The organism is Paraburkholderia sp. 32, from assembly GCF_050435345.1.
In the GTDB taxonomy this organism is placed as follows: domain Bacteria; phylum Pseudomonadota; class Gammaproteobacteria; order Burkholderiales; family Burkholderiaceae; genus Paraburkholderia; species Paraburkholderia tuberum.
In genome coordinates, this window is the sequence record NZ_JBNDKD010000003.1 from 1843313 (window position 1) to 1869469 (window position 26157).

Genomic DNA, 26157 nt, shown 5'->3' on the forward strand with positions numbered 1-26157 from the left:
GGGCAGGATTAGCGAAAGATCAAACGATTGTAAGTCGGGTACCGGGGCTTTGCTCGCACGCGGGCGGCGGGTGCACTGTGCTGTCACAGGTTCGCCGATGCGTTTCGTTCGGCGCGTGGCACGCGAAACACGCTGGTCTGTATGTGTGGAACGACTGGCAGTTGGTACACGATGGCTCGCGTCAGCCACTGCTTCGACGCTCGCGCGAATCAGCTGTGCCGCTTCAGACTGGCCGCCGCGCTGGCGCCGCCGTTGGCACCCGAGGTCGCGGCGGCGGCACTGGCGAAGCTGCCGACGGTTTCGGCGCCGCCACCGTCATCGCGAGTTCGAACAGGCCGTCCCACGGATCGGGCGGCGGATCGTTGCGATGATTGCCCGGCGTGCCGCCCGACAGCCCCTTCACCTGCCGGTCGAGCCGCGCCGCCAGCGCGAGTGCCTTCTCGAGCGCCGCTTCGCTGACGCGCGACAGCGCAGGTCCGATCAGCCGTTCGCGCGGACCCCACACGCGGTTCTCGCGCGTGAGCATCGCGAGCGGCTTGCCGGCCGCGACGCCGCGCTTGATCCGCAGCAGCGTGCGCACTTCTTCGACGACCGCCCACAGCACGAGCACCGCGGCCTCGCCCTCACCGCGCAGCCCGTCGAGCATGCGCGCGAGACGGCCGACGTCGCCCGCGAGCATCGCCTCGTTGAGCTTGAACACGTCGTAGCGCGCAACGTTGAGCACCGCGTCCTGAACCTGATCGAAGCTCAGCGAGCCGTTCGGATACAGCAGCCCGAGCTTCTGGATTTCCTGATGCGCGGCGAGCAGATTGCCCTCGACGCGCTCGGCGATGAACGCGAGCGCTCGCCGCCCCTCCTCGCCGGCTGCGACGCGCTGACCCTGGGCCGCGAGCCGCTGCCCGACCCAGTTCGGCAGCTGCGCGCGCTCGACCGGATCGATCTTCAACGCGACGCCGGCGTCGGCGAGCGCGGTGAACCATGCCGACTTTTGCGTGGCCGCATCGAGGCGCGGCAGCGTAATCATCGTCAGCACGTCGTCGTTGACGGTGGATGCGAGCGCCTTCAGCGCATCGGCGCCTTCCTTACCGGGTTTGCCCGACGGAATGCGCAACTCGACCAGCTGACGGTCGCCGAACAGCGACATCGACTGGCTCGCGCCGAGCAGCGAGCTCCAGTCGAAACCGCGCTCGACCGTGAACACCGAGCGGTCGGTGAAGCCGGCCGCGCGCGCCGCCGCGCGGATGCGATCGCACGCTTCCTGCGCGAGCAGATGCTCGTCGCCGTATACGACGTACAGTCCGGCGAGGCCGCGGGCGAGATGCGCTTCGAGCGCGTCAGGTCGCAGTTGCATGGCTGGCGGTTGACGGGATGAATGAGATTCGACGAATCACGAACGGCGCGATGCTCACAGCGGCGGCGGCGGCAGCGGTGCGCGCGGCACAATGGCCGGCACGGCCTCGGCCGGCGTCGGATGCAGCGAGCGCACCACGCCGAGACGGCGGACGAGCTGATCGACCGCGTCGTTTTCCATGTCGGCGAACAGGATGTCGGACTCGGCGGCCTTCGCCTGCGAGAACTGGTCGCTATAGGTCATCGCGCGGTTCAGCGCGATCACGCTGCCCGGAATCAACACGGTGCCGTCCTTGCCGGTCAGCGTGTAGGTCATCTGCAGATTCAACTGATACTCGGCGACGACGCCCAGCGAATTCAGCGTCAGCGTGCTGACGTTGCGGTTCTGCGTGATCTGCAGGAGCGCATCGGCATTGGCGGGCGAGCTGACCACCACGGTGTCGCTGCCGCCCTGCACGATGCGCGTGAAGCGCGCCATGGCCGCGGGCGAGCCGCCCGCCACATAGAGGCGCTTGAACGCGAAGTCCTGCTGGCCGCGCAACTGGAAGCCGCAGGCCGACAACATCATTACGCTGCAAGCGAGCGTCAAAAACGATCTGCGAGTCACATTCGCTCCCGGTTCGCAGTGGATTCGCGGTGCCGAGGAACGCCGCCGGGCGGGCGGCGCTCCGTCTGCCGGATGAGGGCCTGGAACGTCAAACGACCACGTTCACGAGACGGCCCGGCACCACGATGATCTTCTTAGGCGCCTTGCCTTCGCTGAACTTCACGACCATTGCGTGCTCGGCCGAGAGCTGCTCGATCGCTTCGCGAGACGCGTCCTTCGCGACCGTGATCGCGCCGCGCACCTTACCGTTCACCTGCAGCACGAGTTCGATCTCGGCCTGTTCGAGCGCCTTCTCGTCGACCTTCGGCCACGGCGCGTCGAGCAGTGGGCCGAATTCGTCGGCATAGCCGAGCTCCTGCCACAGCTGGAACGTCAGGTGCGGCACGACCGGGTACAGCACGCGCAGCATCACACCGTAGGTTTCACGCAGCACGGCGGTCTGCGCGCCCTTCGCGCCGTCGAGCGCGTTGAGCATCTTCATCGCGGCCGATACCACCGTGTTGTACTGAAGACGCTGATAGTCGAAATCGGCCTGCTTCAGCACGCTATAGATCTCACGACGCAGCGCCTTGTCGGTGTCGTTGAATCGTGCGGCGTCCAACTGGCCGCCCGCGCGCAGCGCGGCTTCGTTCGTACAGCCGAAGTTCCACACGCGACGCAGGAAGCGGCTCGCGCCTTCGACGCCCGAACCCGACCACTCGAGCTGCTGCTCGGGCGGAGCCGCGAACATCACGAACAGACGCGCGGTGTCCGCGCCGTGCTGATCGATCAGCATCTGCGGGTCGACGCCGTTGTTCTTCGACTTCGACATCTTCTCGACGCCGCCGAGCACGACCGGCTGGCCGTCAGCGTTCAGCACCGCGCCGACCGGGCGGCCCTTGTCGTCGAACGACACGGTCACTTCCGCCGGGTTGTACCAGGTCTTCTTGCCCGCTTCGTTTTCGCGGTAATAGGTTTCGTTGAGCACCATACCCTGCGTGAGCAGGTTCTTCGCCGGTTCGCCGAACTTCACGAGACCGAGGTCGCGCATCACCTTCGCCCAGAAACGCGAGTACAGCAGGTGCAGGATCGCGTGTTCGATACCGCCGATGTATTGATCCATCGGCGCCCAGTAGTCGGTGCGCTCGTCGACCATCGTCTTCGCATCCGGCGACGCGTAGCGGTAGAAGTACCACGACGAATCGACGAAGGTGTCCATCGTGTCGGTTTCGCGCTTTGCCGCGCCGCCGCAGCTCGGGCACGTGCAGTTCAGGAACGCTTCGGACTTCGCGAGCGGATTGCCCGTGCCGTCCGGCACCAGGTCTTCCGGCAGCACGACCGGCAGGTCTTTTTCCGGCACCGGCACGTCGCCGCACTTCGGGCAGTGGATGATCGGGATCGGCGTGCCCCAGTAACGCTGGCGCGACACGCCCCAGTCACGCAGACGCCACGTGATCTGCTTGTCGCCGAGGCCCAGTTCCTTGAGATCGGCGGCGATACGGTCTACGGCCTCGTCGTAGGCAAGGCCGTCGTACTTGCCGCTGTTCACCAGCGTGCCGGTCTTCTCGCCGTACCACTCCGCCCACGCTTCGGTCGAGAATTCCTTGCCCTCGACCGCGACGACCTGCCTGACCGGCAGACCGTATTTCTTCACGAACGCGAAGTCGCGCTCGTCGTGCGCCGGCACGCCCATCACCGCGCCTTCGCCGTAAGTCATCAGCACGTAGTTGCCGATCCACACCTCGACCTTCGCCTGCGTCAGCGGATGCGTGACGTAGAAGCCGGTGGCCATGCCTTTCTTTTCCATCGTCGCGACGTCGGCTTCGGCGACGCCACCGCGCTTGCATTCGTCGATGAACGGCTGCAGTTCCGGCTTGTCTTGCGCGAGACGCGTGGCGAGCGGATGCTCGGCGGCGATCGCGCAGAACGTGACGCCCATGATCGTGTCGGCGCGCGTCGTGAACACGCGCAGCAGCTTCTGTTCGCCGTCGATTTCATACGGGAAGCCGAAGTTCACGCCGAAGCTCTTGCCGATCCAGTTCTGCTGCATGATCTTCACGCGCTCGGGCCAGCCGAGGCCTTCGAGATCGTTCAGCAGTTCATCCGCGTACTGCGTGATGCGCATGTAGTACATCGGGATTTCGCGCTTTTCGACGAGCGCGCCCGAGCGCCAGCCGCGCCCGTCGATCACCTGCTCGTTCGCGAGCACGGTCTGGTCGACCGGGTCCCAGTTCACGGTGCCGGTTTTCTTGTACGCGATGCCCTTTTCGAGCATCTTCAGGAACAGCCACTGGTTCCACTTGTAGTAGTCAGGGCTGCAGGTCGCGACTTCGCGTGACCAGTCGATCGCGAGGCCCATCGACTGCATCTGCTTCTTCATGTAAGCGATGTTGTCGTAGGTCCACTGCGCGGGCGGCACGTTGTTGGCCATCGCGGCGTTCTCCGCCGGCATGCCGAAGGCGTCCCAACCCATCGGCATCAGCACGTTGTAGCCGTTCATCCGCAGATAGCGGTACATCACGTCGTTGATCGTGTAGTTGCGCACGTGCCCCATGTGCAGCTTGCCCGACGGATACGGCAGCATCGAGACGCAGTAGAACTTGGGCTTGTCGGTGGTTTCCGTCGTCTTGTAGGCGTCGACGGCGCGCCATTGCCCTTGCGCGGCGGCTTCGACGTCGGAGGGAACGTATTTTTCGTGCATGGTGTGATGGGATCGCCAGGTTCGGTGCTTTCGCACCGGCCCGGTGCTCTGCAGAATGTCGTTGCGTCGTGTCCCCTTCGGCGGGGAAAGGGCTGATTATACCGTTCGCGGACGGGTGCGCCGCGCGGCGTGGCGCGGGACTGGGTATGCCGGATTCGTGAACGCGGTGCGCACCCGGTGGCGCTCAGTGCTGCGCGGCGGGCGGTGGCGGGTCCGTCACGAAGCCGATCCGCTCGAGCCCCGCCTGCTGCGCGGCGCCCATCACCTGCGCAATCACTTCGTAGCGCGTCGAGCGCTCCGCGCGCAACTGGAGGTCCGGCTGGTCCGCCCGCTTGCCGCCCTCGGCGAACTGCACGCGCATCTGCGCGAGCGTGATCGGCTTGCCGTTCCAGTAGAGCTTGCCGGCGCCGTCGATCGAAAGGGAGATGGTTTGCGGGGTCTGGCGCGCGGGCGCCGCCGCGACCTTCGGCAGATCGAGCCGGATCGCGTGCGAGAACAGCGGCGCGGTGATGATGAAAATCACCAGCAGCACCAGCATCACGTCGATCAGCGGCGTCATGTTGATCTCGGCCATCGGCGCGGCCGTCTGCTTCTTCTCGAGTCCGCCGAATGCCATGTCGCCTCCTTGCGTCTGAGCTTGCCCGTGCGATGGGCGGTGTGTCGTGCGAGGAAGGTCGCGATGTGCCGAGCCCGCCGCGCGTGACAAGTCAGCGGTGCGCCTCGCGCGCCGCCTGCTGCGCGCGCGGAGGCGTCGGCGCGTGCTCGGTTGGGGAGCACACGTACGCATGCAGATCGTGCGCGAAGCCGTCCAACTCCTCGGACAATTGCCGCACGAGGCGGCCCAGCACGTTGTACGCGAGCACCGCCGGAATCGCGACCACCAGACCGAACGCGGTCATGATCAGCGCCTCGCCCACCGGTCCCGCGACGTTCTCGATCTGCGCCTGCCCGCTCGCCGCGATGCTGCCGAGCGCGTGATAGATACCCCATACGGTGCCGAGCAGACCGACGAACGGCGCGGTGCTGCCAACCGACGCAAGCAGCACCTGACCGAACTCGAGCCGCCGCTGCGACGCATTGAGCGCCTGGCGCAGCGCGCGCAGCACCCGTTCGCTGCGCTCGACGCGCGCGAGCAGCGCGCCCGGAATGTCGACCTCGGCCGCATTCAACGCCGCTTCGGCGAGCGGCGCGAACACGCGCTCACGATCAGTGCGGCGCAGGATGGCGACGCCTTCGGCGAGCGTCGGCGCCTGCCAGAAGCGCGCGATCGCCCGGTTGGCCTGGCGTTTCGCGCGCGTCAGAATCCAGCTCTTGACGATCAGAAAACACCAGCTCGCAATCGACATGGCCAGCAGCACATAGGCGACGCCATGCGTGATTGCGTCGCTCGTTTGCAGGTAATGGATGATGCCGCTGCTGCCTGCCATCTGACCTCGCCTTGGGAAAGTGACTTCGGGAGGGCGCGCTCGGGATGCGCTACTCCGCCTCTGCGCAACGGGCTTCGCTCAACGCAGGCCGAGCACGTCCTGCATGTCGAAGAAGCCGTTGTCGTGGCCTTCGAGGAAGCGTACAGCACGAAGCGCGCCTTGTGCATATGACAGGCGGCTTGCCGATTTGTGCGTGATCTCGATGCGCTCGCCGATGCCCGCGAACAGCACCGTATGATCGCCCACGATATCGCCGCCGCGAATTGCCGAGAAGCCGATCGTCGACGGATCGCGCTCGCCGGTCACGCCTTCGCGACCGTAGATCGCGCAGTCGTCGAGATTGCGGCCGAGCGCGCTGGCGATCACTTCGCCCATCGTCAGCGCGGTGCCGGACGGCGCGTCGACCTTGTGACGATGATGCGCCTCGATGATCTCGATGTCGTAGCCGGTCGAGAAGTGCCGCGCCGCGTATTCGAGCAGCTTCAGCGTGACGTTCACGCCGACGCTCATGTTCGACGCGAACACGACGCCGATCTTCTGCGCCGCCGCGCGCAGCTGCGCTTTTTGCGCGTTGTCGAAGCCGGTCGTGCCGATCACCATTTTCACGTCGTGGCGCTGCGCGGCTTCGAGATGCGCGAGCGTCGCGTCGGGACGCGTGAAGTCGATCAGGTAGTCGGATTCGGCGAACACACGCTCGATGTCGTCGGACAGCAGCACGCCGGTCTCTTTGCCGAGGAACGCGCCGGCGTCCTGGCCAAACTGCGCAGCGCCCGTGCGGCAGAGCGCGCCGGACAGCGTCGCGTCGGCATCGTTGAGGACGGTTTCGATGAGCATGCGGCCCATCCGGCCCGATGCGCCTGCAATGGCAATTTTCATGACGATGAAGATTCGAAAAGAGTCAACCGGTATGGAGCCCGGCAAACGCGGCCCGGCGAATGCCCGGACCAGTGTGCCGGGGAATGCGCCCGGTCGATCTAGGGACACGCGGCGGCAGGGAGCAAAGTCACCCGGCTCGCTGCTGGAGCCAATGCGGGCGGCCAACCGGGACGGCTCGCTCAGGTGACTGACCGATACGGCCCGCTGCGGCGACCCACTGCCGCGGCAACCGCGGCAACACATTCATGCGGCCCAAGCGGCGCATTTCCGAGCTCGGCTGGTGCCGGACAAACACACATCTGGCGGGCGCCGCACATGTGGCGCGCAGCCCGCCTCACAACACCGACGAGCAAATCAGTTGCTCGTTCCCGGCGTCGCCGGCGAAGTGTTCAGCGTCGGGCTGCCGCTGCTTTGCGAGCCCGTCGGGCCGACCGGGTTGCTTTCGTTCTCCTGAGCGGGCGGCGGCGGACGCTTGAACTGGAACTGCGGCTGACCGCCGGACGTCGGGCCTTGCGTCGGGATCCCGCCGGCGTTCGCTCGCGGCACGGCGGAACGCACGGACGGCGGGCCGTTCGACGTCGACACCGCATTCGTCGCGCGATTGGCCGCCTGAGCGGCTTCCGCGTTGGCGTCCATGGACGGCGTGGCGGCCTGCTGGGCGCCTTCGACCGACGGCGAGCGCGTCGTATCCACGGTAGCCGGTGCCGCGGCGGCCGCCGCACTGGCGGCGGCTGCGTCGCTGGCGGCCACGGCGTTGGCGGCCTCGGCCGCGCTCGTCGCGCGCGGCGGCGTCGCGTTCGGGCGGCGGCCACGGCGATCACCGTCGATTTCGGCCAGCAATTCGAGATTGGTCGGCAGATCCTCGCCGCCCGTCCAGTGGGTCACGAGGTCGCCGGAGAAGTACACGACGAAGTCACGCTGCTGCACGATCGACGTCGAGCCGCGCTTGAAATAGAACACGTAATCCCAGCGATTCGCGTGGAACATGTCGGTCAACAGCGGCGTGCCGAGCAACTGACGCACCTGCGCGCGCGTCATGCCGACCTTCATCTGGTCGGCCATTTCCTGCGACACGAAATTACCTTGCACAACCGTAATCCGATACGGCGTAATGCGTTGGGCAATGCGCTGGGTCAGGCTGTCGTATGTGGAACATCCGGCAAGAACCGCGACAGTCGCAACAGCGATCAAGGTACCCCGCATGCGGCTCCCCCGGTAGATCAATTGAGATTTAGAAATCATTTCACTCACCGTGCGGGCCCGCTTGCGGGCCGCGCTCATTCCATCGAAGATGACCAGAACGGCAAAAACACATTACTATGAGAGCCCAGCATTGTACTCTAGGGATCCCTTGTCATGACCAATCCAACCGATCTCAAGAACATCGGGCTCAAGGCGACCCTTCCGCGCCTCAAAATCCTTGAGATTTTCCAGCATAGCCCGGTGCGTCACCTGACCGCCGAAGACGTGTACCGCAACCTCCTGCACGAGGAACTCGATATCGGTCTCGCCACCGTGTATCGTGTGCTGACGCAATTTGAGCAGGCCGGCCTGCTCTCGCGCAGCAATTTCGAATCGGGCAAGGCGGTGTTCGAACTGAACGAGGGGTCGCACCACGACCACCTCGTGTGCCTCGATTGCGGGCTGGTCGAAGAATTTTTCGACCCCGAAATCGAAAGCCGTCAGCAGTCCATCGCCAAGGCACGCGGCTTCAAGCTGCAGGAACACGCGCTGGCACTGTATGGGGCGTGCACGAAGGAGAATTGCCCGCATCGCAAGCACTGATGCGTCGCGGGTCGCCTGCGAACGCGACCTGGCAAGTCAGAAAAAAGACCCGGCCGATGGGCATCGGCCGGGTCTTTTTTATTCAGGCGGCGACAATCGCCGCTATCCGACCAGCTCCACGCTCGGCTCGAAGGCGAGGCGCCACGGCTCGGCCAACTGCAATTCGTCGCAATTCGGCGCATCGCCGCCGCGATCGACGACGATGAAATCGCTGACCTGATCGAGCGCGAGCAGCGGATGGTGCCAGACCCCTTTCGCGTAATTGACGCCCTGCCACGCATCGGTCCAGAACGCGCGCATGCGCGCGGCGTCGAACTCGCCGGCCGGCGCGACCACCATCAGATATCGGCCCGCGCGTAAGGGAATGAAAGCCTGGCTGCCGAGCGGATGCCGCTCCATCATCGTGATCTCGACGGGCAGCGCGCGCGGCTGCGCGCGAAACAGACTGACGAGCGGCCGGCCGCCCTGCTCCACCACGTCGACGCGCGCGAGGTCGTGATAGCGCTCGGTGGTACCGCCGTTGATCGGAAAACGACGCGCGCCGTCGAGTTCGATCACGTCGCCGAACGGCGCGAAGGCCGCGCGCGTCAGGCGTTCCATCTGCAGGATCTTCATGCGTGCCGCTCCATGACGTTGCTTGCGTTAAGCGATCTCGCCCCACAGACGCAGGCGCGACACGCCGCCGTCCGGGAAGATGTTGAAGCGCACGTGCGTGACCGGCCCGAGCGCGGCGAGGTCGTCCGCGAACGCGTGCACGTGATCCATCTGCAGTTTCTGTTCGCCGAGCAGCACCGGCCAGAACATCGCCTGCGTGACGAGGGAATCGTCTGTGCCGCCCGTCACCGATGCCGCCTGCAGCGAGCAGCGATCCGGGAAGTTGCCCTTGAAGTGCGCGGTGTCCACTTCGATCTTGCGGATCACGCCGGGCCGCGCGAGCGCGACGATCGCCCAGTCGTTGCCCGGCTCGCGACGCCGCCGCGTTTCCCAGCCGTCGCCCATGTTCACGCCACGGCCCGGTATAAGCATCTGCGAGGCCGGCCCGAAATGCTGGTTGTTCGCGGCGACGAGGTACGCGCCGTTTTCGATCGCGGCGAGATCGAGCAGCGTGCCGCGCTCGACGCGGCTCCAGTCGCGCTGCGGCTGGCCATACACGCGCAGTCGCGCGAGCCCGCCGTCCGGATACAGATTCACGCGCAGATGGGTGACCGGGCGCGCGTCTTTCACCTCGACGTAGTGATGCTGGTTGCCCTGTAGCGTTGTCGCCGGCACGAGCGGCTGCCAGTCGGCGTGCTCGGGCGGCACGTCAGCGTCGCTATGACAGGCATCGATCGACGCCGCCGGCGGGAAATTGCCGGTGAAGTGGCTCGTATCGAGATCGACCCCATGCACGACGCCCGGCCGCGCGAGCCGGATCACGCAATGGTCGTGGCCGGTCGTGCGCTTGCGACGCGTCTCCCAGCCGTCCATCCACTTGCCGTGGTCGTCGTATTTGCCGGGGATGAACACCGCCGGCTGCGGGTCGAGCATGCGCTCTTTCGGCGCGAAGAATTCGTCGCTGGCGAACAGCGCCTTCGCGCCGAGGCGCGGATCGGCGAGGTTCATGTAGCGGCGTGTGAAGGCGGGAGCGTTCGGGTCGAGGATCGGGTTGGCCATGATGTCGGTCGGTGTCGAAGAGGTCAGAAACAGCCGGCGACGCCACGGCAACCGCCGGCTTTACGAAAAAAGGTCGAGGAGCTATCTGGAAAGCGATGCCGGTTCGTCTGGTCAGACCAGATCCCCGCGCAGCCGTCAGACCGCCGGCGCGGGTTCGGCCGCACCGGGTTCGACGAGCGTGTCGTCGACGACGGGCACGTAGCGCAGCGCAGCGTCGCGATTCAGCACGCGATGCGCGCGCGCCTTGTCGATATCGTTTTCCCACACGGCGACCACCACCGTCGCGACGCAGTTGCCGATCAGGTTGGTGAGCGCCCGGGCGATGCCGACAAACCAGTCGACCGGCAGAATCAGCACGAGACCGAGCACAGGAATCGCGGGAATCGCGGAGAGCGTCGCCGCGAGAATCACGATCGCAGAGCCCGGAATGCCGTGCGCGCCCTTCGATGTCACCAGCGACACCAGCACGACGACGATCAGGTCATGAATAGACAGCGGCGTGTTGGTCGCCTGCGCGATGAACAGCACGGCGAGCGTCAGATAGATCGAGAAGCCGTCGAGGTTGAACGAGTAGCCGGTCGGAATCACGAGACCGACCGTCGAATCCTTGACGCCCATCCATTCGAGCTTGCGCATGATCTGCGGCAGCACGGCGTCGGACGACGCGGTGCCGAGCACGATCGACAGTTCTTCGCGCAGATAGCGGATCAGCTTGAAGATGCTGAAGCCGGCGAGCCGCATCACCGCGCCGAGCACGAGCACGACGAACACCACGCAGCTCGCGTAGAACACCAGCACGAGCATGCCGAGCTGCTTCAGCGACTCGACGCCGTAGGTGCCGGTCGTGAACGCGATCGCGCCGAGCACGCCGAGCGGCGCGAGCTTGATGATGAAGCCCATCACGCGGAAGAACACCTGCGACAGCTCATCGATCAACCCGCTCACGCGCTGCGCGCGCTTGCCGAGCAGCGACAGCGCCGAGCCGAACAGCACCGAGAACACGAGGATCTGCAGAATGTCGCCGGTCGCGAACGCGTTGATCGCCGTGTCGGGGATGATCTTCAGCAGGAAGCCCGCTGTGTCCTTCAGGCTCTTCGCGTGCTCGGTATAGGTCGCGAGCGACGCCGCATCGAGCGAGTTCAGGTTCACGTTCATACCTGCACCAGGACGCGTCGCGTAAGCGAGCACCGCGCCGATCACGAGCGCGATCGTCGTCATCGCCTCGAAGTAGATCACCGACTTCAAGCCCACGCGGCCGACCTTGCGCAGATCGCCCGCGTGCGCCATGCCGCTCACCACCACGCAGAACACGATCGGCCCGATCACCATCTTGATCAGCTTCAGAAAGCCGTCGCCAAGCGGCCGCAAGGACTGCGCGAAATGCGGAAACACGGCACCGAGCACGATGCCGACCACGAGCGCTATCACGACCCGGCCAAATAGCGAATTGAAGAATTTCAACACGGCTTCCTCCTGCAGATGGTTGTAACGGTCACTTCTGTTCAGACTGGTCCGACCAGTGCTGTTATGGCGAATAGTAGGAAGCCGATATACCCGCGTCAAGGACTCATCGAGCAGTGTTTACCCGTTGTGTTTTCGGCGATTTCGGGTCGGATTTCGGGTTTTCAGACGGCGCGCGGCGCGCCTTCTCGCGCGCAAGTATTAGAATTGCGGTCAGACCACGCTACCGAACGATCCCTCATGAAAAACGTCCCGCACACCGTCACCGACGCGGCCATCGCGACCATCCGCGAGCGTATCGAGGGGGGCGTCTATCCGGTGGGCAGTCTGCTGCCGGCGCAGCGCCAGCTATCCGATGAACTGTCGATCAGCCGCGCGTCACTGCGCGAAGCGCTTTCCACGCTGGAAGCGCTTGGTCTGCTGGTGATCCGCCCCGGCAAGGGCGTCTACGTGGAAAGCGCGCAGGCGAAAAACGCGCAGGCGTGGCGCTTCGCCGAGCAGTCGTCGCTGCCCGACACGTATCAGATGCGCTACGCGCTCGAAGGCTTCGTCGCGCGCATGGCGGTGCTCGCGGTCACCAACGACGACCTCGCGTGGCTCGAGGAAAACATCACCGCGATGCAAAGCGCGCTCGCCTGCGAGGAACTCGACGAAGCAGCTCGGCTCGACTACGCGTTCCATATGCGCATCGTCAGCATCGCGGGCAATGCGGCGATCGAGTCGATCCTGCGCAGCAGCGCCGAGATCATGCAGGAAAGCCAGCGCATGCCGTTCTACCGGCGCGAGCGGGTGCTGTCCACGTACACCGAACATCGCGCAATTCTCGACGCGTTGAAGGCCCGCGATTCGCTCGCCGCGGGCAAGGCGATCGAGACGCACATCGCGAACGCCGCGCAGCGCGCCGGCGTCTATTTCCCCACGCCGTAGACGGCAAAAATCGCAGACGAAAAAAAACCGCTCCGAAGAGCGGCTTTTTCATGCAGCGTGAAACCCGAAACTTACTTCGCGTTCGCGAGCGCCACAGCCGTGTCCAGCATGCGGTTCGAAAACCCCCACTCGTTGTCGTACCAGCTCGACACTTTCACGAGTCGGCCCGACACCTTGGTCAGCGTCGAGTCGAACGTCGACGAAGCCGGGTTGTGGTTGTAGTCGATCGACACGAGCGGTGCGTCGTTGTAACCGAGGACGCCCTTCAGCGCACCTTCCGATGCTTCCTTCATGATCGCGTTGACTTCCTCGACCGTCGTGTCGCGCGCGGCGATGAACGACAGGTCGACGACCGACACGTTGATCGTCGGGACGCGGATTGCGTAGCCGTCCAGCTTGCCGTTCAGTTCGGGCAGCACGAGGCCGACCGCCGATGCCGCGCCGGTCTTGGTCGGGATCTGGCTATGCGTGGCCGAACGCGCGCGGCGCAGGTCTTCGTGGTACACGTCGGTCAGAACCTGGTCGTTCGTGTACGCGTGGATCGTCGTCATCAGGCCGTTCACGAGGCCGATCTTGTCGTTCAGCGGCTTGACCAGCGGCGCGAGGCAGTTGGTCGTGCACGATGCGTTCGAGATGACCGTGTCCGACGCCTTCAGCACGTTGTGGTTCACGCCGTAGACAATCGTCGCGTCGACGTCCTTACCGCCCGGCGCCGAGATGATGACCTTCTTCGCGCCGCCCTTGATGTGCGCGCTCGCCTTTTCCTTGGTCGTGAAAAAACCCGTGCACTCCATCACGACGTCGACGCCCAGCTCGCCCCACGGCAGTTCGGCCGGGTTGCGGTTCGCCAGCACGCGGATCTTGTCGCCGTTCACGACGAGGTAGTCGCCGTCTACCGACACGTCGCCCGGGAACTTGCCGTGCGCGGTGTCGTACTGCGTCAGGTGGGCGTTGGTCTTCGCATCGCCCAGATCGTTGATGGCAACGATTTCGATATCGTGCTTCTTGCCGTTTTCATAGAAGGCGCGCAGGGTATTGCGGCCGATCCGGCCGTAGCCGTTGATTGCGACGCGAATCGTCATGATTTATCTCCTGATGGCTAAAAAATCCGTTTAGGTTCGCCTGGTCGGACATCCGGTTCGGTGCGTTGCCGCGCGCAGCCACGAGGGGCACGACGGCAACGCGACGCAACCATCAGCCGAGCGCGGCCTTGACCGTCGCCACCACGTGCTCGACGGTGAAACCGAAATGCTTGAACAGCACGCCTGCCGGGGCCGATTCGCCGAACGTGTCGATGCCGACCACGCCGCCTTCCAGACCCACGTACTTGCGCCAGAAATCCGACACGCCCGCTTCGATCGCGACGCGACGCACGCCATGCGGCAGCACGCGTTCGCGGTACTCGGCGTCCTGCTTGTCGAACACGGTCGTCGACGGAATCGACACGACGCGGGCGGCGATGCCTTCGCGCGCGAGCGGCTCGACGGCTTTCATCGCGAGTTCGACTTCCGAGCCCGTCGCGATCAGGATGATCTTACGCGCGACGATCTCTTCATCCCAGTCGCGCAGCACGTAGCCGCCCTTCTCGATGTTGGCGATCTGCGCGTCGGTGCGCTCGTTGAACTGCAGGTTCTGGCGACTGAAGATCAGGCACGACGGACCTTCATGCTCGATCGCATGGGTCCAGGCCACCGCGGTTTCGACCGTGTCGGCCGGGCGCCACGTTTGCAGATTCGGGATCAGGCGCAGGCTCGCGACGTGTTCGATCGACTGGTGGGTCGGGCCGTCTTCGCCGAGACCGATCGAGTCGTGCGTGAACACGAAGATCGACGGCGACTTCATCAGCGCGGCGACGCGCAGCGCGTTGCGGCTGTAGTCGGAGAACGTCAGGAACGTGCCGCCGAACGCCTTGTAGCCGCCATGCAGCGCGACGCCGTTGATCGCCGCGCTCATGCCGAATTCGCGCACGCCGTAGTTCACGTAGTTGCCGGCGGCACGGCCTTCGGCATTCACGCGCACCGGCTTGGCGGCCTTCCAGTTGGTGAGGTTCGAGCCGGTCAGGTCGGCGGAACCGCCGAGCAGTTCGGGCAACACGGCCGACAGACCTTCGATGGCCTGCTGCGATGCCTTACGCGTCGCCACGGTCTCAGCGCGCTCGTTCGCGCCGGCGATGATCGCTTTCGCCTTATCTTTCCAGTCGGCCGGCAGTTGCTTCGCGCTGCGGCGCTTGAATTCGGCCGCTTCCTGCGGGTACTTCGCCGCGTAGGCAGCGAACGCCTCGTCCCATTCCGCTTCGAAGCGCGCGCCCGCTTCCTTCGCGTCCCATGCCGTGTAGACTTCCTGCGGAATCACGAACGGCTCCCACTTCCAGCCGATCGCTTCGCGCGTCGCCGCGATTTCCTTGTCGCCGAGCGGCGCGCCGTGCGAATCGTGCGAGCCCGCCTTGGTCGGCGCGCCTTCACCGATCACGGTCTTGCAGCAGATCAGCGTCGGCTTGTCCGACAGCTTCGCCTGCCTGATCGCCGCGTCGACCGCGTCAACGTCATGGCCGACCACGTTCGGGATCACGTTCCAGCCGTATGCTTCGAAGCGCTTGGGCGTGTCGTCGTGGAACCAGTGCACCACTTCGCCGTCGATCGAAATGCCGTTGTCGTCGTAGAACGCGATCAGCTTGTTCAGCTTCAGTACGCCCGCGAGCGAGCAGGCTTCGTGCGAGATGCCTTCCATCAGGCAGCCGTCGCCGACGAACACGTACGTGTGGTGATCGACGATCCTGGCGTCGGGCTTGTTGAATTCGGTGGCGAGCAGCGATTCGGCGAGCGCCATGCCGACCGCGTTCGCGAGACCCTGGCCGAGCGGGCCGGTGGTCGTCTCGACGCCCGGCGTGATGCCGTATTCCGGGTGACCCGGCGTCTTCGAATGGAGCTGGCGGAAGTTCTTCAGCTCGTCCATCGGCAGGTCGTAGCCGGTCAGATGCAGCAGCGAGTACAGCAGCATCGAGCCGTGACCGTTCGACAGCACGAAGCGGTCGCGATCGGCCCATTGCGGGTTCTTCGGGTTATGGCGCAGATGACGCGACCACAGGGCGACGCCGATTTCGGCCATGCCCATCGGCATGCCGGGGTGACCGGAGTTCGCCTTTTGAACGGCGTCCATGGCCAACGCGCGGATCGCGTTGGCCATCAGGGAGGTGGGTGCGGGAGACGGGGTCGTCATGTCGAGTCCGGAGACAGAGTCAGAAAGCGGGGGCGCGCTTGAGGCCCGGAAGCTCGGCGGTCACTTCGCTACGGCGCACGATGCGGCGCCAGGAGACGCGAAACGGGCAGAGCAAGCGGACAAGGCTGAAAGCGTCACATTCTAGCAGAAGGCTACCCCCTATCCGGCCGGAAAGCCGCCTGGCCGCGTGGTTCAACGCGCACCGCCAGGCGGCGGCATTTACAATTCGAGCAGCTGTGTGTCCGCACTACCGATCGAGCCCGTCCGCCGTGAACGCCCCGCTATTGTTCCAGCCTTGTCCCGACGCCGTCTACGGCTTTCCTCACGCGCGCCTCGTCGAGCGTGTCGAATCCCGTTATCAGACGATCGAGATCTGGGACACGCCGCAGCTCGGCGCGCTGTTCACGCTCGACGGCCGTCCGATGACGTCCGCAGGCGACGAGTTCATCTACCACGAATGCATGGTGCATCCGGCCGCGCTCGCGCATCCTGCGCCGCGCGCGGCGCTGGTGCTCGGCGGCGGCGATGGCGGGGCCGCGAGGCAATTGCTCAGGCATCCGGGCATCGAGCGGATCGTCGTCGCTGAGCTCGATCCCGAGGTCGTGCGGCTCACGCGCGGACATTTGCCGCAGGTGCATGGCGGTGCGTTCGACGATCCGCGCGTCGAGCTGGTGATCGGCGATGCGGCGGACTACGTCGCGGCGGCGGCCCGCGCGACGCAGGGTGCAACGAACGTCGCGGCCGCGCAGTTCGACCTCGTAGTATTCGACCTGACGCCACCCGATTCGCCCGCGGCCGGCCTGTACACGCCGAGCTTCTACGCGCAGTTGAAGCGCGTGCTGCGTGCTGATGCGTTGCTGTCGCTTCATCTCGGCTCGCCGTACCACCACGCGCCGCGCATCGCCGCGCTGCTCGGCGATCTGCACGCCGCGTTCGCACAGGTGCGCACGCTGGGCACCTTCGTGCCGCTCTACGGCTCGCTATGGCTGATGGCGATCGCCAGCGACACGCTCGACCCCGCCGCGCTCACCGCCGACACGCTCACCGAGCGTCTCGCCGCGCGCGGCATCGATTCGCTGCGTCATTACGAACCAGCCCTGCACGCGGGGCTATTCTCGGCGGCGCGATCGGCGCGCGATAAACTGAGCCCGTTGACGAAGTCGTCCTTTTGAAGCGCGGACACCTTGCGCGAATCGGTTCGTGTGATGCCGGCGTGCCGCGCCCGACCGAAACCCGCAACCGTGGCCTCGCCGCCTCACGAGATCCGGAGAACTCCATGACCGCCCCCCACCCCGCCGGTGTGCCCTGGCTCACCCCCTATCTGACGGTGCGCGACGCGCGCGCGTCGACGGCATTCTTCTCGGCGGCGTTCGGTTTCGACGTGCGCGACAGCGTGCAGGACGACGGCGTCGTCATGCACGTCGAGATGACCTATCAAGGCCAGCTGATCGTGATGTTCGCGCCTGAAGGCGCGTTCGGCTCGACCGCGAAGACGCCGAAAAGCGCGGGCACGATCGCGCCGCAATCGTTCTATGTCTATGTCGAGGACGTCGATGCCGTGTATGCTCGCGCGCTCGCGGCCGGCGCGAAGTCGCTGAGCGAGCCACAGGACCAGTTCTGGGGCGACCGCTTCGCGCAGGTCGAGGATATCGACGGCTATCGCTGGGCACTCGCCCGCCACCTGTCCTGAATTCAAGAGTCTCCCGTCGATGCCCCGTTTTTTTGTTGATATCCCGCTTTACGCCGACGACGTGATCGCACTGCCCGACGACGTCGTGCGCCACGTGGCCGTGCTGCGTCTGCAGCCAGGCGACTCCCTGGCGTTGTTCAACGGCCAGGGCGGCGAATACGGCGCCGAGCTCGTGGAGGTCGAGCGTCGTGCGGCTCGCGTGAAAATCGGCGAATTTCGCGCGATCGAGGTCGAGCCGCCGTATCGGCTGACGCTCGCCCAAGGCATCGCCGGCGGCGACAAGATGGACTGGCTGATCGAGAAGGCGGTCGAACTCGGCGCCTCGGGCTTCGTGCCGCTCGCGACCGCGCGCAGCGTCGTGCGGCTTACCGGCGAGCGCGCGCAGCGGCGGCAGCAGCACTGGCAGGGTGTGGTGCGGGCGTCGTGTGAGCAGTGCGGACGTAATCGGGTTCCGGACGTGATGCCGGTGTGCGAGATTGGCGCGTGGCTCGATACGCTGTCGCGCGAGCCGGCGCCTGACGAGCTGCGCCTGCTGTTATCGCCGCGCGCGAGCATCGGCTTTGCGGCGCTGCCTGACGCGCCGCCGCCTGGTGGCGTGACGCTGCTGATCGGCCCCGAAGGCGGCCTTTGCGCCGACGAGGAAGCCGCCGCCGGCGAACAGGGCTTTACCGCGATTGGCTTGGGACCGCGTGTGCTGCGCACCGAGACCGCCGGCATCGCAGTGTTGGCGGGGCTCGCGGCGCGCTGGGGCGGCTGGTGAGCGGGTGCTTGCCCAAGCAGCGCGACAAAAGCAAAGGCCCGCCAATTAGCGGGCCTTTGCCGTTTATACCGCGACGTTCACTGTCAGACTCGAGCAGCTACGCCTGAACAGGCGAAAATCCGGCGAACTTCAAGCGAACGAGTAGAACACCCGGAACGCGACCTTGCGCTCGGCCCAGAATTCGGCCGCTTCACGGAACACGTCGAGCAGCGTCTCGCGCCCTTCCTTGTCGAATTTCTGCGCGATCGGCAGGTGTTCGAGCACGATCACGAAGCCGGGCTGCGCGCCGGCCTTGTGCACGAGGTCGGTCAGGCAGTCGTAGAGCGCGTCGTAGTTCTTGCCGAAATGCTTGGGAAAAAGGAACGACGTCGCGATCGTCTCGAGCACTTCCTGCTTCGAGGCGGCGTTCGCGCAGTACGCATACAGAAAGTGCTGGCCGAGCAGGTTGGCCTCGTCGGCGAGATCCTGCACGCGGAACGCGCGGATCGACTGCACGATGTTCGGCCGCACCGTCCTGAAAAGGCTCATGGGCTCCTCGTTCGATGAAACCACCGTGGCAGCCTCGCTTTGTTTGTCGCGACCCTGCTCGTCGGCGCGCATCTTCATGACGCGTTGGAACAAATTGCCGTCGCCGGCCGCGAAAAGATCCGTCGCGACTCCGGAATCGTGCGCGTAGATGTTGTCGCTCATGCCGTTCATCCCAATGTCATTCAACAATATGGTTAAAACTGGTGTAATGGTCGTCCGAGTAATAACAATTGTCGGTCCGCTGTAGCGGACCTCCGCAGACGATGCGGCGCGCCCCGCGATTACGCGCGTGAGGCGTGGGGACGGTGTATTCGTGGTAATAGCCGCGCCGGTGGGCGGGCAGCACCCGTTCGTAGTTGCCGAATACGATGCCGTCCTTCTGATACGGGTAAGGCCCGCCGGCGGCAATGAGGTTCAACGTATCGACCGCCTCGCGCGGCAATTGCGCCAGCGCGATGGTGCCCACCTGCGCTTCCACCCCAGCTGGCGCCGAGTAATCTCGCGCCAGCGCTTCGGGCGCGGAACTGGACAACGCGCAGAGTGCGGCGGCACCGATCAGCACGCCTTTCATGCGCAACCAGTTGCGTGCCATGTATCAGGTTTCCCCGCTGTCAGATCACGAGTTTGACAACCATGAAAGTCGTAAGGGTATCGCTAATAGCCTTTGGAATCAACGTTCGACGGCCGATGGCACCCCGCCTCACCCCGCGGAAAAGCCGGTGGCGCGGACTTTGACGACTTTTGACAGAATGTTTAGCTCGATCAGGCTAAACTGAGCTCAACCGTGATCGAATGCAGTGCGGGCGGTGCAAGCGGCCGCTGGCCGAGGCGCTCGATTGCGGTTGTTGGAGCCTGAAACCACTGAGCCGAAAGGCCGTGTCATTGCCATTTTTCGGGGTGGCGATCCCCAGCTTGCCCTGAGGGCGTGCCCATTGCGGGCACGCCTTTTTTTTCAGGTACGCCGGTTGGAAAACCGGCGCCGGGCCCGTCGCGGCCCGATCACGATGCGCAGTTAGCGGGTTGCGCTGACGTCCGCGACCAGCAGCGCCGTCATGTTGACGATCCGGCGCACCGTCGCCGACGGCGTCAGCACGTGCACCGGCTTGGCCGCGCCGAGCAGAATTGGGCCAATCGCAATGTTGTTGCCGGCCGCCGTCTTCAGCAGGTTGTACGAGATATTGGCCGCGTCGATGTTCGGCAGCACCAGCAGGTTCGCGTCGCCTTCGAGCGTCGAATCGGGCAATACCTCGCGGCGCAAGTTGGCGTCGAGCGCGACGTCGCCGTGCATTTCGCCGTCAACTTGCAGCCCCGGCGCGCGTTCGCGCAGGATCTCGAGCGTATCGCGCATCTTCTGCGCGGTCGGCGCGTTGCTCGAACCGAAGTTCGAGTGCGACACGAGTGCAACCTTCGGCTCGATGCCGAAACGGCGCACTTCCTCGGCTGCCATGATCGTGATCTCAGCCAGCTCGGCCGGTGTCGGATCGACGTTCACGTGCGTATCGACGAGGAAAATCTGCCGATTCGGCAGCACCAGCGCGTTCATCGCCGCATAGACTTTCGCGCCGGGCTTCTTGCCGATCACCTGATCGATGAAGTGCAGGTGGCGGTGCGTGGTGCTGACCGTACCGCAGATCATGCCGTCCGCCTCGCCCTTGTTGACCATCATCGAGCCAATCAGCGTGGTGCGGCGGCGCATCTCGAGCTTGGCCATCTGCGTGGTGATGCCCTTGCGCGACATCATCTTCGCGTATTCCTGCCAGAACTCGCGGTAACGTTCGTCATGATCGGTGTTGACGACCGTGTAGTCCTGCCCCGCGACGAGCCGCAGGCCATAACGCGCGATCCGCTGCTCGATCACGGCCGGCCGGCCGATCAGGATCGGCTTTGCGAGCTTTTCGTCGACGATGATCTGCATCGCGCGCAGCACGCGCTCTTCTTCGCCTTCCGCGAACACGATGCGCTTCTTCTCCGGCTCGACGCTGCGCGCGAGCTGGAAGATCGGCTTCATCGTCGTGCCGCTGTGATAAACGAACTGCTGCAGATGCTGCGCGTATGCGTCCATGTCCTCGATTGGACGCTCGGCGACGCCGCATTCCATCGCGGCCTTCGCCACCGCGGGCGCGACCTTCACGATCAGACGCGGATCGAAGGGTTTCGGAATCAGGTATTCCGGTCCGAACGATAGGTCCTGGATGCCGTACGCGGTCGCGACGATGTCGCTCTGCTCCTGGCGCGCCAGCTCGGCGATCGCGTTGACGGCGGCGATTTCCATTTCGCGCGTGACCGTCGTCGCGCCGGCGTCGAGCGCGCCGCGGAACAGGAACGGGAACACGAGCACGTTGTTGACCTGGTTCGGGTAGTCGGTGCGGCCCGTGCACAGCACCGCGTCCGGACGCACTTCGAGCGCGAGTTCCGGCAGGATTTCCGGCGTCGGGTTCGCAAGCGCGAGGATCAGCGGCCTGGCGGCCATCTGCTTGACCATGTCCTGCTTGAGCACGCCGCCGGCCGACAACCCGAGGAACACGTCCGCGCCTTCGATCACCTCGGCAAGCGAGCGCGCGTCGGTTTCACGCGCGAAACGCTCCTTGTCCGGGTCCATCAGTTCGGTGCGGCCCTTGTACACGACGCCCGCGAGGTCGGTCACGGTGATGTTTTCGAGCGACAGGCCGATGTCGACCAGCAGGTCCAGACACGCGAGCGCCGCCGCGCCCGCGCCCGACGCGACCAGCTTGACTTCCTTGATGTCCTTGCCGACGACCTTCAGGCCGTTGGTGACCGCCGCCGCGACGACGATCGCGGTGCCGTGCTGGTCGTCGTGGAAGACCGGAATCTTCATGCGCTTGCGGCATTCGCGTTCGACGATGAAGCAGTCCGGCGCCTTGATGTCTTCGAGGTTGATGCCGCCGAAGGTCGGTTCGAGCGCGGCGATCACCTCGACCAGCTTGTGCGGATCGTTCTCGTTGATCTCGATATCGAACACGTCGATGCCGGCGAACTTCTTGAACAGGACGGCCTTGCCTTCCATGACCGGCTTCGACGCGAGCGGCCCGATGTTGCCGAGGCCCAGCACCGCGGTCCCGTTCGTGACGACGCCAACGAGGTTGCTGCGCGCGGTGAAGCGCGCGGCGTTCAGCGGGCTCTCGACGATTTCCTCGCACGCGAACGCGACGCCAGGCGAATACGCCAGCGCGAGGTCGCGCTGGTTGATCATCTGCTTGGTCGGGGCGATCGCGATTTTGCCGGGAGTCGGGAACTCGTGGTAATCGAGAGCTGCTTCGCGGAGTTTGGTATTGACGGGATTCGACATAAGGCGGGCTTCGGAGGGCAGATTAGAATAGACGTTCGACGGCATTGTAGCCCCAATTGCCTACGCAATTCCTTCAATACGGGTACAACAGCCGCGACTGAAACAGCGTGAAAGCGCGCGTTGCCCGTTGTCCGGATGGTCCGGCGCTTGCGACGGGGCATCACGCTCAATCAGCCTGATCCGCGCCATTTCTCCAATCGTTCTCCGCTCACCGTCCGCCATCATGCTTTCCGAGTTTTCGCTGATCGATCGTTTCTTTGCCCGCCGCGCCGCCGCCGTGCGGCCCGCCAATGCCGAAGGCGGCACGCTCGGCATCGGCGACGATTGCGCGTTGCTGGCGCCGCCTGCCGGCGAAATGCTGGCGATATCGACGGACATGCTGGTCGAAGGCCGTCATTTCTTCGCCGATATCGATCCCGAAGCGCTCGGTCACAAGGCGCTTGCCGTCAATCTGTCTGACCTCGCCGCAATGGGCGCGCAGCCGCGGGCGTTCACGCTGGCCTTCTCGCTGCCGAAAGCCGACGAAGCCTGGCTTTCCGGTTTCAGCGAAGGCCTGTTCGCGCTCGCCGAGCGCTACGGTTGCGAGCTGATCGGCGGCGATACGACGGGCGGGCCGCTCAATCTGTGCATTACGGTATTCGGCAGCGTGCCGCCACGAACAGCCTTGCGCCGCGATGCCGCGCAACCCGGCGACGACATCTGGATCTCCGGCACTCTCGGCGACGCGCGCGCCGGCCTCGGCGCGCAGCGCGGCGAATGGTCCGCCACCCCGAATGACGCCGCGACGTTCCGCCGGGCGCTCGAACGCCCCGAGCCGCGCATCGCGCTCGGCCTCGCGCTGCGCGGCATCGCACACGCGGCGCTCGACCTGTCGGATGGACTCGCCGGCGATCTGCGGCACATCCTCGAACGCTCGTCGGTGGGCGCGAGCGTCGACGTCGATGCGGTGCCGCGCTCGGCCGCGCTACGCCGCCTGCCGCCCGACGTCCAGCAGCGCTGCACGCTCGCCGGCGGCGACGACTACGAGCTGTGCTTCACCGCGCCCGCCGCCGCACGCGCCGCGGTCGAGGCCGCCGCGCAGAAGGCCGCCGTGCCGGTCACCCGCATCGGTACAATAAGCGCACGGGAGGCGGCCACCGACCGCCCGGCCATCGCGTGGCGCAACGCCAGCGGCGCGCCGCTCACTCTGACCTTGCAAGGTTTCGATCACTTTCATGCAGAATGACCCCCCGCTCGGCCCCGCCGACGACTTCCTCGGCGGCGAGCCGCCCCAGGCGCCTGGACCGCGCGAGCCGAAGCCTGCTCAGCCGCGCCGCGCGACCGCGCGCTTCATGCTGTCGCATCCAGTCCACCTTCTGTCGCTCGGCTTCGGCAGCGGGCTGTCGCCCATCGCACCGGGCACGATCGGCACGCTGCTCGGGTGGGCCTCGTTCGCGGTGCTGAGTCGTTATCTGACAGTTATCGAATGGGGCGTGCTGATCGGCGTCGGCTTTCTCGGCGGCATCGCGTTGTGCGGCTTTACCGCGAAGCGGCTCGGCGTCGAGGATCCGTCGGCGGTCGTGTGGGACGAAATCGTCGCGATCTGGCTCGTGCTGCTGATGGTCACGCCTGCCACGCTCACCGGCCAGGTGTGGGCGTTCCTGATCTTCCGCTTCTTCGACATGGTGAAGCCGCCGCCGATCGGCTACTTCGACCGCCGGCTGAAAGGTGGCTTTGGCATCATGTTCGATGACCTGATCGCCGCATTTTTTACGTTGCTGGTGATTGCGCTGTGGCGGATGTCGGTTTGAGCGCTGCCTGTTCACCGTTCGAGTACCGTTCGACTGTTTTGGTCGCCGCCCGGCCCCTGCCGTTCGCCGCGCCGCCCGGCCGGCTTCGTTTTCCGGATTGACTGAGATCATGCCTACCGATTCCGTCGTTCACCAGCTTGCGATCCGCGTGAGCAACCGTCTGCGCGACGAGCGCCTGATGCTCGTGACCGCCGAGTCCTGCACGGGCGGTATGGTCGCGACCGCGATCACCGACATCTCCGGCAGCAGCGGCTGGTTCGAACGCGGCTTCGTCACGTATTCGAACCAGGCGAAAAGCGAAATGATCGGTGTGCCGGCCGACCTGATCGAAAAGCACGGCGCGGTCAGCGAGCCGGTCGCACGAGCGATGGCCGAAGGCGCGCTGCGCAACAGCCGAGCGCAGGTGTCGCTGTCGATCACCGGTGTCGCCGGCCCCGGCGGCGGCACGGAAACCAAGCCTGTCGGCATGGTGTCGTTCAGTTGGAGCAACCGGCTGCACACGTCGGTGGAAACGAAGATTTTCAAGGGCGACCGCGACCAGATCCGCGTGCAGGCCGCGGCGCACGCGCTGCGCGGCCTGCTGGCGCTACTCGACGAACGCGAGCATTGAGCGGCGGCTAACTATCACTGAGGAGGCGGACAATGCCGGATTCGCGCGCGATCGCAGACGAACTGATCCGCCGCTTCGATCTGAAGCCTCATCCTGAAGGCGGCTTTTTTGCGGAGACCTACCGCTCGGCCGCGCGCGTGCTGCGCGCCGGCGAGCCGAGCGAGGTTGGGAACGCCCGTGCGGCGTCGACTGCGATCCATTACTTGCTGTGCGACGGCGCGCATTCGGCGTGGCATCGGATCCGTTCCGATGAAGTCTGGCATTTCTATGCCGGCGAGCCGCTGCTGGTCCACGTGCTCGATGAAAGCGATGCCGGCGGTGCGCTCGTCACGCACCGGCTCGGCAATCCGCTCACGCATCCCGATACGGTCTGTCAGGCCGTCGTGCCGGCCGGCTTGTGGTTCGCGGCCGAGTGCGCCGATCCGGCATCGTTCGCGCTGGTCGGCTGCACGGTCGCGCCGGGTTTCGAATTCAGCGAGTTCGAACTCGCGGAGGTGGACGCGCTGAAGGCGCGGCATCCGCGGCATGCGGGGTTGATCGGGCGGCTCGCACCGGCGCGCTGACGCGCCGCGCCGGCCGTCGCGGGATCGCCCGCCGCGGGATCGCCCGCCGGTTCAACGAAACGCGTTGATCCGGTCGCGGGTGTCCTTCGCGGCCTGCGCGGCCGCTTGCACGAAATCGTCGCCCTTGCCCGCGTAGATGATCGCGCGCGAAGAGTTGATCAGCATGCCGGTGCCGTTCGCGGTGCGTCCGGCGCTCACGGTGGCCTGCACGTCGCCGCCTTGCGCGCCGATGCCCGGAATCAGCAGCGGCATGTCGCCGACGATTCCGCGCACCACTTCGATTTCCTTCGGAAACGTCGCGCCGACCACGAGCCCAAGCTGGCCGCTCGCATTCCACTTCTGCGCGGCCAGTTGCGCGACGACCTGATACAACGGCCGACCGCTTGTCTCGAGAAACTGCAGATCCGAGCCACCCGCGTTCGACGTGCGACACAGCACGATCACGCCCTTGCCTGCGTGCTCGAGATACGGCTCGATCGAATCGAAACCCATGTACGGATTGACCGTCACCGCGTCGGCCTGGTAGCGCTCGAAGGCCTCGCGTGCGTATTGCTCGGCCGTGCTGCCGATATCGCCGCGCTTGGCGTCGAGAATCACCGGCAGGCCCGGATGGTTCGCGTGAATGTGGGCGATCAGCTGCTCGAGCTGCTCTTCTGCGCGATGCGCGGCGAAGTAGGCGATCTGCGGCTTGAACGACGACGCGTACGGCGCGGTTGCATCGACGATCGTGCGGCAGAACTCGAAGATCGCGTCGGCGCGGCCCGCGAGCGCACCCGGGAATTTGCTGGGCTCGGGATCGAGGCCAACGCACAGCAGCGAGTTCGTGCGCTGCCAAGCGTCGTTGAGTGTCTGGATGAAATTGGACATGGTGAGTCTCGCGGCGAGCCGGTAATCGGAGGAGGCGCGTATTTTACCTGTCCCACGAAC

At 65.4% G+C, this 26157-nt stretch carries 25 protein-coding genes; 9 read left to right on the forward strand and 16 right to left on the reverse strand.

Features of this window, described 5'->3' with window-relative positions:
• Positions 1-223: 223 nt before the first annotated feature.
• The 7 genes from holA to OKW26_RS31255 form a co-directional block, all read right to left on the reverse strand.
• On the reverse strand, positions 224-1351 hold the full coding sequence (holA, locus tag OKW26_RS31225) for a DNA polymerase III subunit delta (protein ID WP_429356144.1): 1128 nt from the start codon (positions 1349-1351) through the stop codon (positions 224-226).
• Positions 1352-1405: 54 nt separating this feature from the next.
• Positions 1406-1957: an LPS assembly lipoprotein LptE gene (lptE, locus tag OKW26_RS31230; protein ID WP_176078962.1), complete on the reverse strand. Its 552-nt coding sequence runs from the start codon at positions 1955-1957 to the stop codon at positions 1406-1408.
• Positions 1958-2045: 88 nt separating this feature from the next.
• The gene (gene leuS / locus OKW26_RS31235; RefSeq protein WP_429356145.1) at positions 2046-4637 is read right to left on the reverse strand and encodes a leucine--tRNA ligase; all 2592 of its coding nucleotides are present in this window, start codon (positions 4635-4637) and stop codon (positions 2046-2048) included.
• A gap of 184 nt (positions 4638-4821) precedes the next feature.
• Complete coding sequence (locus OKW26_RS31240; protein ID WP_429356146.1) at positions 4822-5253, reverse strand: ExbD/TolR family protein; 432 nt, start codon at positions 5251-5253, stop codon at positions 4822-4824.
• A 91-nt stretch (positions 5254-5344) separates the two neighbouring features.
• The gene (locus OKW26_RS31245; protein ID WP_184058458.1) at positions 5345-6064 is read right to left on the reverse strand and encodes a MotA/TolQ/ExbB proton channel family protein; all 720 of its coding nucleotides are present in this window, start codon (positions 6062-6064) and stop codon (positions 5345-5347) included.
• A gap of 78 nt (positions 6065-6142) precedes the next feature.
• Complete coding sequence (gene dapB, locus OKW26_RS31250) at positions 6143-6940, reverse strand: 4-hydroxy-tetrahydrodipicolinate reductase (protein WP_429356147.1); 798 nt, start codon at positions 6938-6940, stop codon at positions 6143-6145.
• Positions 6941-7294: 354 nt separating this feature from the next.
• Positions 7295-8143, reverse strand: a complete 849-nt coding sequence (locus OKW26_RS31255; protein WP_187610026.1) for an outer membrane protein assembly factor BamE — start codon at positions 8141-8143, stop codon at positions 7295-7297.
• Positions 8144-8296: 153 nt separating this feature from the next.
• Between OKW26_RS31255 and fur the strand changes: the two genes are divergently transcribed.
• The gene (fur, locus tag OKW26_RS31260; protein ID WP_013090534.1) at positions 8297-8725 is read left to right on the forward strand and encodes a ferric iron uptake transcriptional regulator; all 429 of its coding nucleotides are present in this window, start codon (positions 8297-8299) and stop codon (positions 8723-8725) included.
• A gap of 102 nt (positions 8726-8827) precedes the next feature.
• Here the strand turns inward: fur and OKW26_RS31265 are convergent, their stop codons facing one another.
• The 3 genes from OKW26_RS31265 to OKW26_RS31275 form a co-directional block, all read right to left on the reverse strand.
• Positions 8828-9340, reverse strand: coding sequence for an ureidoglycolate lyase (locus tag OKW26_RS31265; protein WP_184058462.1), 513 nt, complete (start codon positions 9338-9340; stop codon positions 8828-8830).
• A 27-nt stretch (positions 9341-9367) separates the two neighbouring features.
• Positions 9368-10378, reverse strand: coding sequence for an allantoicase (gene alc / locus OKW26_RS31270; RefSeq protein ID WP_429356148.1), 1011 nt, complete (start codon positions 10376-10378; stop codon positions 9368-9370).
• A gap of 135 nt (positions 10379-10513) precedes the next feature.
• The gene (locus OKW26_RS31275) at positions 10514-11842 is read right to left on the reverse strand and encodes a C4-dicarboxylate transporter DctA (protein ID WP_429356149.1); all 1329 of its coding nucleotides are present in this window, start codon (positions 11840-11842) and stop codon (positions 10514-10516) included.
• Between the two features lie 237 nt (positions 11843-12079).
• Between OKW26_RS31275 and OKW26_RS31280 the strand changes: the two genes are divergently transcribed.
• On the forward strand, positions 12080-12766 hold the full coding sequence (locus OKW26_RS31280; protein ID WP_090801859.1) for a FadR/GntR family transcriptional regulator: 687 nt from the start codon (positions 12080-12082) through the stop codon (positions 12764-12766).
• Positions 12767-12837: 71 nt separating this feature from the next.
• Here the strand turns inward: OKW26_RS31280 and gap are convergent, their stop codons facing one another.
• Positions 12838-13848: a type I glyceraldehyde-3-phosphate dehydrogenase gene (gene gap, locus OKW26_RS31285; RefSeq protein WP_008923882.1), complete on the reverse strand. Its 1011-nt coding sequence runs from the start codon at positions 13846-13848 to the stop codon at positions 12838-12840.
• Positions 13849-13960: 112 nt separating this feature from the next.
• Positions 13961-15982 carry a transketolase gene (tkt, locus tag OKW26_RS31290; protein WP_429335320.1) on the reverse strand — a complete coding sequence of 674 codons (2022 nt, stop codon included), beginning with the start codon at positions 15980-15982 and terminating at the stop codon, positions 13961-13963.
• 269 nt (positions 15983-16251) lie between these two features.
• On the opposite strand from tkt, the gene speE reads away from it, so the two are divergent.
• The 3 genes from speE (at position 16252) to OKW26_RS31305 (ending at position 18432) form a co-directional block, all read left to right on the forward strand.
• On the forward strand, positions 16252-17154 hold the full coding sequence (gene speE / locus OKW26_RS31295) for a polyamine aminopropyltransferase (protein WP_429356150.1): 903 nt from the start codon (positions 16252-16254) through the stop codon (positions 17152-17154).
• A 104-nt stretch (positions 17155-17258) separates the two neighbouring features.
• The gene (locus tag OKW26_RS31300) at positions 17259-17672 is read left to right on the forward strand and encodes a VOC family protein (protein ID WP_090801864.1); all 414 of its coding nucleotides are present in this window, start codon (positions 17259-17261) and stop codon (positions 17670-17672) included.
• Positions 17673-17691: 19 nt separating this feature from the next.
• Complete coding sequence (locus tag OKW26_RS31305) at positions 17692-18432, forward strand: 16S rRNA (uracil(1498)-N(3))-methyltransferase (protein ID WP_090801866.1); 741 nt, start codon at positions 17692-17694, stop codon at positions 18430-18432.
• Between the two features lie 129 nt (positions 18433-18561).
• Here the strand turns inward: OKW26_RS31305 and OKW26_RS31310 are convergent, their stop codons facing one another.
• The 3 genes from OKW26_RS31310 to OKW26_RS31320 all read right to left on the reverse strand — a co-directional run bounded on the left by OKW26_RS31310 (position 18562) and on the right by OKW26_RS31320 (position 22312).
• On the reverse strand, positions 18562-19122 hold the full coding sequence (locus tag OKW26_RS31310) for a barstar family protein (RefSeq protein ID WP_429356151.1): 561 nt from the start codon (positions 19120-19122) through the stop codon (positions 18562-18564).
• A 16-nt stretch (positions 19123-19138) separates the two neighbouring features.
• Positions 19139-19552 (reverse strand): ribonuclease, encoded by a 414-nt coding sequence (locus OKW26_RS31315; RefSeq protein ID WP_184058475.1) that lies wholly within the window; start codon positions 19550-19552, stop codon positions 19139-19141.
• A 420-nt stretch (positions 19553-19972) separates the two neighbouring features.
• Positions 19973-22312 carry an NADP-dependent malic enzyme gene (locus OKW26_RS31320; protein WP_429356152.1) on the reverse strand — a complete coding sequence of 780 codons (2340 nt, stop codon included), beginning with the start codon at positions 22310-22312 and terminating at the stop codon, positions 19973-19975.
• Positions 22313-22490: 178 nt separating this feature from the next.
• Here OKW26_RS31320 and thiL point away from each other — a divergent pair, with 178 nt between their 5' ends.
• The 4 genes from thiL (at position 22491) to OKW26_RS31340 (ending at position 25230) form a co-directional block, all read left to right on the forward strand.
• Entirely contained in the window at positions 22491-23492 is a 1002-nt protein-coding gene (thiL, locus tag OKW26_RS31325; RefSeq protein WP_429356153.1) for a thiamine-phosphate kinase, read from the forward strand.
• Positions 23482-24057 carry a phosphatidylglycerophosphatase A family protein gene (locus tag OKW26_RS31330; RefSeq protein WP_429356154.1) on the forward strand — a complete coding sequence of 192 codons (576 nt, stop codon included), beginning with the start codon at positions 23482-23484 and terminating at the stop codon, positions 24055-24057. The genes thiL and OKW26_RS31330 overlap by 11 nt, the downstream gene beginning before the upstream one ends.
• 109 nt (positions 24058-24166) lie before the next feature.
• Positions 24167-24667, forward strand: coding sequence for a CinA family protein (locus tag OKW26_RS31335; RefSeq protein WP_184022908.1), 501 nt, complete (start codon positions 24167-24169; stop codon positions 24665-24667).
• A gap of 32 nt (positions 24668-24699) precedes the next feature.
• Positions 24700-25230 (forward strand): cupin domain-containing protein, encoded by a 531-nt coding sequence (locus OKW26_RS31340; RefSeq protein WP_184058483.1) that lies wholly within the window; start codon positions 24700-24702, stop codon positions 25228-25230.
• A gap of 51 nt (positions 25231-25281) precedes the next feature.
• Here OKW26_RS31340 and pyrF read toward each other — a convergent pair whose 3' ends face one another.
• Complete coding sequence (gene pyrF, locus OKW26_RS31345; protein ID WP_184058485.1) at positions 25282-26097, reverse strand: orotidine-5'-phosphate decarboxylase; 816 nt, start codon at positions 26095-26097, stop codon at positions 25282-25284.
• Positions 26098-26157: the final 60 nt, after the last annotated feature.

What these genes read in the sequence shown, in the direction of transcription:
- holA (WP_429356144.1), bottom strand. Translation starts at nt 1,351, where the DNA reads ATGCAACTGCGACCTGACGCGCTCGAAGCGCATCTCGCCCGCGGCCTC.
- leuS (WP_429356145.1), bottom strand. Translation starts at nt 4,637, where the DNA reads ATGCACGAAAAATACGTTCCCTCCGACGTCGAAGCCGCCGCGCAAGGG.
- OKW26_RS31240 (WP_429356146.1), bottom strand. Translation starts at nt 5,253, where the DNA reads ATGGCATTCGGCGGACTCGAGAAGAAGCAGACGGCCGCGCCGATGGCC.
- OKW26_RS31245 (WP_184058458.1), bottom strand. Translation starts at nt 6,064, where the DNA reads ATGGCAGGCAGCAGCGGCATCATCCATTACCTGCAAACGAGCGACGCA.
- dapB (WP_429356147.1), bottom strand. Translation starts at nt 6,940, where the DNA reads ATGAAAATTGCCATTGCAGGCGCATCGGGCCGGATGGGCCGCATGCTC.
- OKW26_RS31255 (WP_187610026.1), bottom strand. Translation starts at nt 8,143, where the DNA reads ATGCGGGGTACCTTGATCGCTGTTGCGACTGTCGCGGTTCTTGCCGGA.
- fur (WP_013090534.1), top strand. Translation starts at nt 8,297, where the DNA reads ATGACCAATCCAACCGATCTCAAGAACATCGGGCTCAAGGCGACCCTT.
- OKW26_RS31265 (WP_184058462.1), bottom strand. Translation starts at nt 9,340, where the DNA reads ATGAAGATCCTGCAGATGGAACGCCTGACGCGCGCGGCCTTCGCGCCG.
- alc (WP_429356148.1), bottom strand. Translation starts at nt 10,378, where the DNA reads ATGGCCAACCCGATCCTCGACCCGAACGCTCCCGCCTTCACACGCCGC.
- OKW26_RS31280 (WP_090801859.1), top strand. Translation starts at nt 12,080, where the DNA reads ATGAAAAACGTCCCGCACACCGTCACCGACGCGGCCATCGCGACCATC.
- gap (WP_008923882.1), bottom strand. Translation starts at nt 13,848, where the DNA reads ATGACGATTCGCGTCGCAATCAACGGCTACGGCCGGATCGGCCGCAAT.
- tkt (WP_429335320.1), bottom strand. Translation starts at nt 15,982, where the DNA reads ATGACGACCCCGTCTCCCGCACCCACCTCCCTGATGGCCAACGCGATC.
- OKW26_RS31300 (WP_090801864.1), top strand. Translation starts at nt 17,259, where the DNA reads ATGACCGCCCCCCACCCCGCCGGTGTGCCCTGGCTCACCCCCTATCTG.
- OKW26_RS31305 (WP_090801866.1), top strand. Translation starts at nt 17,692, where the DNA reads ATGCCCCGTTTTTTTGTTGATATCCCGCTTTACGCCGACGACGTGATC.
- OKW26_RS31310 (WP_429356151.1), bottom strand. Translation starts at nt 19,122, where the DNA reads ATGAGCGACAACATCTACGCGCACGATTCCGGAGTCGCGACGGATCTT.
- OKW26_RS31315 (WP_184058475.1), bottom strand. Translation starts at nt 19,552, where the DNA reads ATGGCACGCAACTGGTTGCGCATGAAAGGCGTGCTGATCGGTGCCGCC.
- OKW26_RS31320 (WP_429356152.1), bottom strand. Translation starts at nt 22,312, where the DNA reads ATGCCGTCGAACGTCTATTCTAATCTGCCCTCCGAAGCCCGCCTTATG.
- thiL (WP_429356153.1), top strand. Translation starts at nt 22,491, where the DNA reads ATGCTTTCCGAGTTTTCGCTGATCGATCGTTTCTTTGCCCGCCGCGCC.
- OKW26_RS31330 (WP_429356154.1), top strand. Translation starts at nt 23,482, where the DNA reads ATGCAGAATGACCCCCCGCTCGGCCCCGCCGACGACTTCCTCGGCGGC.
- OKW26_RS31335 (WP_184022908.1), top strand. Translation starts at nt 24,167, where the DNA reads ATGCCTACCGATTCCGTCGTTCACCAGCTTGCGATCCGCGTGAGCAAC.
- OKW26_RS31340 (WP_184058483.1), top strand. Translation starts at nt 24,700, where the DNA reads ATGCCGGATTCGCGCGCGATCGCAGACGAACTGATCCGCCGCTTCGAT.
- pyrF (WP_184058485.1), bottom strand. Translation starts at nt 26,097, where the DNA reads ATGTCCAATTTCATCCAGACACTCAACGACGCTTGGCAGCGCACGAAC.